Genomic DNA, 9,463 nt, shown 5'->3' with positions numbered 1-9,463 from the left:
GCCCGGGGGGGGGGGGCCCCCCCCCCCCCCCCCCCCCCGGGGGGGGGGGGGGCCCCCCGAACGCGGGTCCCGGCTGCCGTGCGCGACGGCCACCAGCGCCGGTGCCAACCGGATCAGCTCGCGACCGCCGCCGCCAGCGGAGCCAGCGGCAACCCGATCAGCCCGGCGGCCAGCGTGGTGCCGTCCGCCGGATCGATCACCAGGAAGGAACCGGTGCGCCGCGACGCCGCGTACTCGTCGATCGGCAGCGGCTCCGCGGTGCGCAGCTGGACCCGGCCGATCTCGTTGAGCGCCAGCGAATCCGGGGCGTCCACCGCGACCAGCTCCTGCTCGTCGAAGCGCGCCGACAGCTCGGTCACCATCGCCTGCACGGTGCGGGTGCCGTGCTTGACCAGCACCCGGGCACCCGGCTGCAACGGCTTCTCCGCCAGCCAGCACACGGTGGCGTCGAGCTCGTCGGTGACCCGCGGCGCCGAGTCCGCGGCGGCGATCAGATCGCCCCGGGACAGGTCCACGTCGTCCTCCAGCAGCAGCGTCACCGAACGCCCCGCCGCCGCCCGCGGCGCCGGACCGTCCGGGGTGTCCACCTGGGACACCCGGGTGCGGATGCCCGCGGGCAGCACCACGACCTCGTCGCCCTGCGCCACCACGCCGGCCGCGACCTGGCCCGCGTAGCCGCGGTAGTCCGGGTGCTCCGCCGTGCGCGGCCGGATCACGTACTGCACCGGCATCCGGAACGGCGCGTCGAGCGGGTCCGGGGCCACCGGCACCGTCTCCAGGTGCTCCAGCAGGGACGGGCCCGAGTACCAGGGCGTGTTCGCCGAGCGCTCCACCACGTTGTCGCCGTGCAGCGCCGACACCGGGATGGTGCGCACCGCGTCGTCGGCGTAGCCCAGCGCGCGGGCGTGCCCGGCGAACTCGGCGGCGATCCGCTCGTGCACCGCGGCGTCGAAGTCCACCATGTCGATCTTGTTGATGGCCAGCACCAGCCGCGGCACGCCGAGCAGCGCCAGCACCGCCGCGTGCCTGCGGGTCTGCTCGATGACGCCCTTGCGCGCGTCCACCAGCAGGATCGCCAGCTGCGCCGTCGACGCGCCGGTCACCGTGTTGCGGGTGTACTGCACGTGTCCCGGGGTGTCGGCCAGCACGAAGCTCCGCTGCGGCGTGGCGAAGTACCGGTAGGCCACGTCGATCGTGATGCCCTGCTCGCGCTCCGCGCGCAACCCGTCCACCAGCAGCGACAGGTCCGGGGTCTGCAGCCCGCGGTCCGCGCTGGCCCGGTGCACCGCGTCCAGCTGGTCCGCCAGCACCGACTTCGTGTCGTGCAGCAGCCTGCCCACCAGCGTCGACTTCCCGTCGTCGACCGAACCGGCCGTGGCCAGCCGCAGCAGGTCCGTGTGCACCGGCAGCACCACCTCGGTGCCGGAATCCGGTGCGGTGCGGGTCGTGGTCTCGGTCATCAGAAGTAGCCCTCCCGCTTGCGGTCCTCCATCGCGGCCTCCGACATCCGGTCGTCGGCCCGCGTCGCGCCGCGCTCGGTGAGCCGGCTCGCGGCGACCTCCGCGATCACGTCGTCCACCGTGTACGCCTCGGACTCCACCGCGCCGGTGCACGAGCCGTCGCCGACCGTGCGGTACCGCACGACCTTCTCCTCGACGGTCTCGCCCTCGCGCGGCCCGCCCCACGGGCCCGAGGTCAGCCACATGCCGTCGCGCAGGTGCACCTGGCGGCGGTGCGCGTAGTAGATCTCCGGCAGGGCGATCTTCTCGCGCTGGATGTAGCGCCAGATGTCGAGCTCCGTCCAGTTCGACAGCGGGAACACCCGCACGTGCTCACCGGGCCGGTGCCTGCCGTTGTAGAGGTTCCACAGCTCCGGGCGCTGCCGCCGCGGGTCCCACTGGCCGAAGGCGTTGCGCAGGCTGAAGATGCGCTCCTTCGCCCGCGCCCGCTCCTCGTCGCGCCTGCCGCCGCCGAAGACCGCGTCGAACTTGTTCTCGGTGATCCCGTCCAGCAGCGGCGTCGTCTGCAGCGGGTTGCGGATGCCGTCCGGGCGCTCGGCGAGCCTGCCGTCGTCGATGTAGTCCTGCACCGAGGACACCACCAGCCGCAGGTCGTGCTCCGCCACGAGCCGGTCCCGGAACTCGATGACCTCGTCGAAGTTGTGCCCGGTGTCCACGTGCAGCAGCGGGAACGGCACCGGCGCCGGCCGGAACGCCTTGATCGCCAGGTGCACCAGCACCGTCGAGTCCTTGCCACCGGAGAACAGGATCACCGGGCGGTCGAACTCCCCGGCCACCTCGCGGAAGATGTGGATGGCCTCGGACTCCAAGGCGTCCAGGTTGTCGACCTGCGGAGGTGCCCCCGTGGACACCGGGTCCTGCGGCAGGTCGAGCTGCGGCTCGGCGGTCATACCCATCCTCTCCGGGTGTGCTTGCTCAGTGGGCGCTGCGCGGTGATCAGCCGTGCAGGCCGCATTCGGTCTTCGACGTGCCCGCCCAGCGGCCGCTGCGCGGATCGGCACCCGGCGCGGGCTTCGCCGTGCACGGCGCGCAGCCGATCGACGGGTAGCCGGCGGGCACCAGCGGGTTCACCAGCACCCCGTGCCGCTCGATGTAGGAGTCCATCTCCTCGTCGCTCCACGGCGCGATCGGGTTGATCTTGACCAGGCCGTTGCGGTCGTCCCAGGTCACGATCGGCGTGCCCGCCCGGGTCGGGGCCTCCACCCGGCGCACGCCGGTCACCCACGCCTCGTAGCGGGCCAGCGTGTTGCGCAGCGGCACCACCTTGCGCAGGAAGCAGCAGCGGCCCGGGTCGCGGTCGTGCAGCTTCGGGCCCTCCGCGGCGTCCTGCTCGGCGACCGACTGCTCCGCCTTCGCGTCGACGATGTTCACGTCGTAGACCTGGGCGACCGCGTCGCGGGTGCCGATCGTCTCGGCGAAGTGGTAGCCGGTCTCCAGGAACAGCACGTCGACTCCCGGCTGCGCCTTCGCCGCCAGGTCCACCAGCACCGCGTCCTGCATGTTCGAGGCGACGATCAGGCCGTCGCCGAAGGTGTCCGCGGCCCAGCGCAGCGCCTCCTCGGCGCTCGCCTCCGCCAGCCGCGGGGCGGCCTCCTCGACCAGCGCGCGCAGCTCCTCGTCGCTGCGGCGCACGCCCAGGCCGGTGGGGAAGTCGGTGGTGGTGGTCTCGGCAGTCATGGGATCTCCGTCTCCTCAGCCGCTCGCCAGTCCGACGAGCCGAACGGTGAACACCCGCAGGCACGCCTCGCACTTCCAGGCGCCCGCGGGTTCGGCCTGCGGAACCAGTTCCTCGTCCCCGCAATACGGGCAGTAGAACGGGACCGCCCGGCCCTCCGGGGCGGCCCCGCCTTCCGGTCCGGACGTCACTTGAGCGCGTCCTCGTCGGCCCGCGCCACCCACTGGGCGAAGCGCTCGCCGTCCGTGCGCTGGCCCAGGTAGTTGCGCACCAGGCGCTCCACGTAGTCGCCGAGGTCCGCCGAGGTCACCTTGTGCCCGCGGATCTTGCGGCCGAACCCGGCGTCCAGGCCGAGCCCGCCGCCCAGGTGCACCTGGAAGCCCTCCACCTGGTTGCCCTCGTCGTCGCGCACCATCTGCCCCTTGAGGCCGATGTCCGCGGTCTGCGTGCGGGCGCACGCGTTCGGGCAGCCGTTCAGGTTGATCGTCACCGGGTCCCGGACGTCGCCCTGCACGTCCGCCAGCCGCTGCTCCAGATCACCGATCAGGTCGATGGCGCGCTGCTTGGTCTCGACGATCGCCAGCTTGCAGAACTCGATGCCCGTGCACGCCATCACGTTGCGCCGCCACGGCGTCGGGGCGCTGTGCAGGCCCAGCCCCGCCAGGTCCGACACCAGGCCGTCGACCTGCTGCTGCGGCACGTCCAGCACCAGCAGGTTCTGCTCCACCGTGGTGCGCACCCGGGACGAGCCGACGCGCTCCGCGGCCTTCGCGATCTCCACCAGGGTCGACCCGCTGACCCGGCCCGCCTGCGACTTCACGCCCACGTAGAAGTTGCCGTCGACCTGCGGGTTCACCCCGAGGTGGTCGCGGTGGCCGCCCGGCGTCTCCGGCGCGGGCCCGTCCAGCAGCTTGCGGCCCAGGTACTCGTCCTCGATGACCTGCCGCGTCTTCTCCGCGCCCCAGTCGTCCACCAGGAACTTCAACCGGGCCCGGTGCCGCAGCCTGCGGTAGCCGTAGTCGCGGAACAGGGAGGTCACCGCGTGCCAGACCTCGGCGGCCTCCTCGATCGGCACCCACGCGCCCAGCCGCACCGCCAGCTTCGGGTTCGTCGACAGCCCGCCGCCGACCCACAGGTCGAAACCGGGGCCGTGCTCCGGGTGCACCACGCCGACCAGCGAGATGTCGTTGATCTCGGGGACCGTGTCCCAGCGCGGCGACCCGCTGATCGCGGTCTTGAACTTCCGCGGCAGGTTGGACAGCGACTTGTCCCCGATGTAGCGCTCGGTGATCTCCTTGATCGCCGGGGTGGCGTCGATGATCTCGTCCGCGGCGACCCCCGCCACCGGCGAACCCAGCAGCACGCGCGGGCAGTCCCCGCACGCCTCCGTCGTGTAGAGGCCCACCGCCTCCAGCTTCTCCCAGATCGTGGGCACGTCCTCGACCCGGATCCAGTGCAGCTGGATGTTCTGCCGGTCGGTGATGTCCGCGGTGTCCCGGGCGTAGGTCTGCGAGATCTCGCCGATCACCCGCAGCTGCTCCGTGGTCAGCGCCCCGCCGTCCACGCGCACCCGCATCATGAAGTAGGAGGCGTCGAGCTCCTCCGGCTCGATGGTGCCCGTGCGCGCGCCCGGAATGCCCTCGGCGCGCTGCGTGTACAGGCCCCACCAGCGGAACCGGCCGCGCAGGTCGGCCGGATCGATCGACGCGAAACCGCCGTGCTGGTAGATCGTCTCGATGCGGTGGCGGACGTTGAGCGGGTTGTCGTCCTTCTTCGAGCGCTCGTTGGCGTTCAACGGCTCCCGGTAGCCGAGCGCCCACTGCCCCTCACCACGCGTCTTGCCCTTGCGGGCTGGGGTGCGGCGCTCGGTGCGGCTCTGAGCTTCCGTCGGGGGGACCATGGCCCGACCTCCGTGGTGGTGGATGAGGCGCTCGCGACCACACCGCGCGGAGCCCACGGAAGAAGGGGCGTTCGCAGTCGGCGTGCTCCCGGCGCCGACTGGACAGTTCGGAACGCAGCGGCGGGATCAGCCCGTGGAACGGCACAGCGCGCTGGAGACTCGTCGCAGATCCACGTAGCGACGAGCGACCAGCAGCAACTTCGCAGGCGCACCCATGACGGCCAGCGTGCCACGCGTCCACCCTGTGGTCCAACATCAACCGAATACTGAGACGTGGGTCAAAAAGCGGTGTTCGCGGATCGTGTTTCGTGGTGGCGCGGTGGCGGAACCTCAGCTGCTCGCTCGCTGCGGGATCGTTTTCACCGGTGGCTCCGCCACAGGAGAAATCGCTGTCCTCGCGAGCGAACAGCTGAGAACCCGCGGGTGGTCCTGTTGCTCGGGTGGTCGGCTGTTCATCGGCTTCGCCGCTGACGGGAAACGGATACGACCACAGCTGATGACCCGCGGGTGGTCGCGCTGGGTGGGTGGTTGGTGGCTCAGGGGCTTCGGCGCTGGCGGGAAAGGCTCGCGGCCGGGGTGGTCCCGGGGTTTGGGAGACTGGGGGTGTGCCTTCGCAGCTTCCGCCGGGTGAGCCGGCTCCGTCGGACGGGTCACTGCCCGCCAGCGCCCTGAGCGGGCTCGGCGAGCGGCCGTTCGGCGTGTACGTGCACGTCCCGTTCTGCGCCACCCGCTGCGGCTACTGCGACTTCAACACCTACACCGCCGACGAGCTCGGCCCCACCGGTGGCTTCGCGGACTGGCTGGAGGCGCTGCGCGCCGAACTCGACCTCGGCGCCCGGGTGCTCGCCGCGGGCGGCGGGACCGTGCCCGCCGCGCAGACCGTGTTCGTCGGCGGCGGCACCCCCTCACTGCTCGGCGCCGACCGGCTCGCGGCCGTGGTGACCGCCGTCCGGAACTCCTTCGGGCTCACCGCCGACGCGGAGGTCACCACCGAGTCCAATCCCGAATCGACCTCGCCCGAGTTCTTCGCCGCCCTCCGCGACGGCGGCTACGACCGGGTGTCGCTGGGCATGCAGTCCGCCGCCGCGCACGTGCTGCGCGTCCTGGAGCGCAACCACACCCCCGGGCGCGCGGCCGACGCCGCGAAGGAAGCGCGGGCCGCCGGGTTCGAGCACGTCAACCTCGACCTCATCTACGGCACCCCGGGTGAGAGCGACGACGACCTGCGCGCCTCGCTGGCCGCGGTGCTCGACGCCGGGGTCGACCACGTCTCCGCCTACTCGCTGATCGTCGAGGACGGCACCGCGATGGCCCGCAAGGTCCGCCGCGGCGAGCTGCCGATGCCGGACGAGGACGTGCTCGCCGACCGCTACGAGATCATCGACTCGACGCTGTCCGGCGCCGGGCTGGGCTGGTACGAGGTCTCCAACTGGGCCACCGGCGAGTCCGCGCGCTGCGCGCACAACCTCGGCTACTGGCAGGGCGGCGACTGGTGGGGCGCCGGACCCGGCGCGCACAGCCACGTCGGCGGGGTGCGCTGGTGGAACGTCAAGCACCCCGCCCGCTACTCGGCGCTGCTCGCCGACGGCCGCTCGCCCGCGCACGCCCGCGAACTGCTCGACGACGAGGACCGGCGCATCGAGCGGATCATGCTGGAGCTGCGCGTCGCCGAAGGCGTCCCCACGTCCGCGCTCACCTCCGACGGCGTGCTCGCCGCGAAGGAGGCCGTCGCCGACGGGCTGCTGCGCGCCGACGCGCTCGACGCCGGCCGCTGCGCGCTCACCGACCGCGGCAGGCTGCTCGCCGACGCCGTCGTCCAGCGCCTGCTGTGACCGTTCTCCCACCCCGCTGCCCGGCGGGTGCGGCCCCGCCCGGCTCGCGGCGTCGGAACACGGGTTCGAGGACCGTAAACTCGACGGTGACGAGCACCGCGAGCGGTGCGCGGCGTGGCGTGATGCGGAGGTGACGAGGTGAACGCCGATCAACGGCGGTTCGAGGTCCTGCGGGCGATCGTGGCCGACTTCGTGTCGACGAACGAACCGGTCGGGTCCAAGGCCCTGGTCGACCGGCACAACCTGGGCGTCTCCAGCGCCACCGTGCGCAACGACATGGCCGCCCTGGAGGAGGAAGGCCTCATCGTCCAGCCGCACACCAGCGCCGGACGCGTGCCGACCGACGCCGGGTACCGGCTGTTCGTGGACCGGCTGCACGAGATCAAACCGCTCACCGCGGCCGAGCGGCGGGCCATCGGCGCCTTCCTGGAGGGCGCCCTCGACCTCGACGACGTGATGCGCCGCAGCGTGCGGCTGCTCGCGCAGCTCACCCAGCAGGTCGCCGTCGTGCAGTACCCCACGCTGACCCGCTCCACGGTGCGCCACGTCGAGGTCGTCACCATCACCCCGGCCCGCCTGATGCTGGTGCTCATCACCGACACCGGCCGGGTGGACCAGCGGATGGTCGACCTCGGCGACGTGATCAGCGACGACGACGTGGCGCGGATGCGCAACGTGCTGAACTCGGCGATGACCGAGAAGCGGCTCGCGGACGCCTCGGCGGCCGTGGCCGAACTGCCCGACCAATCACCGCCCGAACTGCGCGACGCCATGACGCGCGTCGCCAGCGTGCTCATCGAATCCCTCGTGGAACATCCCGAGGAACGCATGGTGCTCGGCGGCACCCCCAACCTGACCCGCAACGTCACCGACTTCCCCAACTCGCTGCGCCAAGTGCTCGAAGCGCTGGAGGAGCAGGTCGTGGTGCTGAAGCTGCTCGCGGCGGCCCGCGACTCGCGGACCGTGACGGTGCGCATCGGGATGGAGAACGAGGCCGCGGAGATGCAGACCACCTCGGTGGTGTCCACCGGCTACGGCACGCATGGGATGGTGCTGGGTGGCATGGGTGTCGTCGGCCCCACCCGGATGGACTATCCGGGAACCATGGCGGCGGTGCGTGCCGTTGCCGCTTACGTGGGTGAGATCCTGGCAGGCCGTTGACGCCTGACCGGGTGAATGGATCCACCCGCTGAACTCGCAGACCGAGCAGAGGAAGAACGCACAAGGTGGCCAGGGACTATTACGGGACCCTCGGGGTGGCCAAGGACGCTACGCCGGAGCAGATCAAGCGCGCGTACCGCAAGCTCGCCCGGGAATTGCATCCCGACGTGAACCAGGAAGCCGGTGCCCAGGAGCGGTTCCGCGATGTGACGACCGCCTACGAGGTGCTGTCCGACCCGAAGAAGCGCCAGGTCGTGGACCTCGGCGGCGACCCGCTCTCGCAGGGCGGTGGCGACGGCGGCATGGGTGGCGACCCGTTCGCCGGGTTCGGCGGTCTCGGCGACATCATGGACGCCTTCTTCGGCGGCTCCGGCGGCGGAGGCGGCGGGCGCGGCCCGCGCAGCCGGGTCCAGCCCGGATCCGACGCGCTGCTGCGGCTCGAACTCACCCTGGAGGAGTGCGCCAGCGGCGTGAACCGGGACATCACCGTGGACACCGCGGTGCTGTGCGACTCCTGCGACGGCGGTGGCTCCCGCGCGGGCAGCGCGCCCTCGACCTGCGACACCTGCGGTGGCCGCGGCGAGGTCCAGTCCGTGCAGCGGTCGTTCCTCGGCCAGGTCATGACCTCCCGCCCCTGCCCGGTGTGCCGCGGCTTCGGCGAGGTCATCACCGACCCGTGCCAGCAGTGCGGCGGCGACGGCCGGGTGCGCGAACGCCGCACCATCACCGTGAAGATCCCCGCGGGAGTCGGCGACGGCATGCGGGTGCGGCTCGCCGGTGAGGGCGAAGTGGGCCCCGGCGGCGGTCCGGCGGGCGACCTGTTCGTCGAAGTGGAGGAGCTGCCGCACGAGCGGTTCATCCGCGACGGCGCCGACCTGCACTGCAACGTCGAAGTGCCGATGACCGCGGCGGCGCTGGGCACGGTGCTCACCCTGGAGACCCTGGACGGCACCGAGGAGCTCACCGTCGAACCCGGCACCCAGCCCGGCACCGAGCACGTGCTCACCGGCCGCGGGCTGCCGAAGCTGCGCTCCAACGGGCGGGTCAGCGGGCACGGCGACCTGCACGTGCACCTCGACGTCCAGGTGCCGACCCGGCTCGACGATGAGCAGGCCGAACTGCTGCGGCAGCTCGCGGCGCTGCGCGGCGAGGAGCAGCCGGAGCCGACGGTGACCGCGAACGGGAACGGGCAGCGCCAAGGCCTCTTCTCCCGCTTCAAGTCCTTCGGCCACAAGTGAGCCCGTTCCCGGACGGGGCCGAGTCCGGATCGTGATGTGGCGGGGCGGTCCACCGCCTCGCCCGGCACCAGTGCTGGTCAGAGTGGTTCGCCGGGTGTTCGCGGACTGCGCCGTCCCGGCGCGGTGCGTCACCGGAT

General features: G+C 72.2%; 9 protein-coding genes. 3 read left to right on the top strand and 6 right to left on the bottom strand.

The features are described 5' to 3' along the window. Window positions 1–113 precede the first annotated feature (113 nt). The 6 genes from LCD31_RS26960 to LCD31_RS29860 form a co-directional block, all read right to left on the bottom strand. On the bottom strand, window positions 114–1,460 hold the full coding sequence (locus LCD31_RS26960; RefSeq protein WP_224962669.1) for a sulfate adenylyltransferase subunit 1: 1,347 nt from the start codon (window positions 1,458–1,460) through the stop codon (window positions 114–116). Next, entirely contained in the window at window positions 1,460–2,410 is a 951-nt protein-coding gene (gene cysD / locus LCD31_RS26955) for a sulfate adenylyltransferase subunit CysD (protein ID WP_224962668.1), read from the bottom strand. Before cysD ends, LCD31_RS26960 begins: the two co-directional genes overlap by 1 nt. Before the next feature lie 46 nt (window positions 2,411–2,456). Beyond that, a complete protein-coding gene (locus LCD31_RS26950) occupies window positions 2,457–3,197 on the bottom strand; it encodes a phosphoadenylyl-sulfate reductase (protein WP_224962666.1) in 741 nt (246 codons plus the stop codon). Window positions 3,198–3,212: 15 nt separating this feature from the next. Beyond that, window positions 3,213–3,386, bottom strand: coding sequence for a hypothetical protein (locus LCD31_RS26945; RefSeq protein WP_224962664.1), 174 nt, complete (start codon window positions 3,384–3,386; stop codon window positions 3,213–3,215). Beyond that, on the bottom strand, window positions 3,383–5,095 hold the full coding sequence (locus LCD31_RS26940; RefSeq protein ID WP_224962662.1) for a nitrite/sulfite reductase: 1,713 nt from the start codon (window positions 5,093–5,095) through the stop codon (window positions 3,383–3,385). Before LCD31_RS26940 ends, LCD31_RS26945 begins: the two co-directional genes overlap by 4 nt. Window positions 5,096–5,221: 126 nt before the next feature. Continuing rightward, window positions 5,222–5,311: a putative leader peptide gene (locus tag LCD31_RS29860; RefSeq protein WP_358434363.1), complete on the bottom strand. Its 90-nt coding sequence runs from the start codon at window positions 5,309–5,311 to the stop codon at window positions 5,222–5,224. 389 nt (window positions 5,312–5,700) lie between these two features. On the opposite strand from LCD31_RS29860, the gene hemW reads away from it, so the two are divergent. From hemW to dnaJ, 3 genes are all read left to right on the top strand, one after another. Then, window positions 5,701–6,927, top strand: a complete 1,227-nt coding sequence (gene hemW, locus LCD31_RS26935; protein ID WP_224962660.1) for a radical SAM family heme chaperone HemW — start codon at window positions 5,701–5,703, stop codon at window positions 6,925–6,927. Between the two features lie 138 nt (window positions 6,928–7,065). Further along, the gene (hrcA, locus tag LCD31_RS26930; protein WP_224962658.1) at window positions 7,066–8,088 is read left to right on the top strand and encodes a heat-inducible transcriptional repressor HrcA; all 1,023 of its coding nucleotides are present in this window, start codon (window positions 7,066–7,068) and stop codon (window positions 8,086–8,088) included. Between the two features lie 65 nt (window positions 8,089–8,153). Beyond that, window positions 8,154–9,326 carry a molecular chaperone DnaJ gene (gene dnaJ / locus LCD31_RS26925; protein WP_224962657.1) on the top strand — a complete coding sequence of 391 codons (1,173 nt, stop codon included), beginning with the start codon at window positions 8,154–8,156 and terminating at the stop codon, window positions 9,324–9,326. The last annotated feature ends 137 nt before the right edge of the window (window positions 9,327–9,463 follow it).

It is taken from the genome of Saccharopolyspora sp. 6M (assembly GCF_020176775.1).
Taxonomy (GTDB): Bacteria; Actinomycetota; Actinomycetes; order Mycobacteriales; family Pseudonocardiaceae; genus Saccharopolyspora_C; species Saccharopolyspora_C gregorii.
Note: the sequence above shows the minus strand (reverse complement) of the source record. Positions and strands in the feature narration are given on the sequence as shown.

Coding starts and splice junctions, on each gene's coding strand:
- LCD31_RS29860 (WP_358434363.1), bottom strand. CDS start 5,311: ATGGGTGCGCCTGCGAAGTTGCTGCTGGTCGCTCGTCGCTACGTGGAT.
- LCD31_RS26960 (WP_224962669.1), bottom strand. CDS start 1,460: ATGACCGAGACCACGACCCGCACCGCACCGGATTCCGGCACCGAGGTG.
- cysD (WP_224962668.1), bottom strand. CDS start 2,410: ATGACCGCCGAGCCGCAGCTCGACCTGCCGCAGGACCCGGTGTCCACG.
- LCD31_RS26940 (WP_224962662.1), bottom strand. CDS start 5,095: ATGGTCCCCCCGACGGAAGCTCAGAGCCGCACCGAGCGCCGCACCCCA.
- LCD31_RS26950 (WP_224962666.1), bottom strand. CDS start 3,197: ATGACTGCCGAGACCACCACCACCGACTTCCCCACCGGCCTGGGCGTG.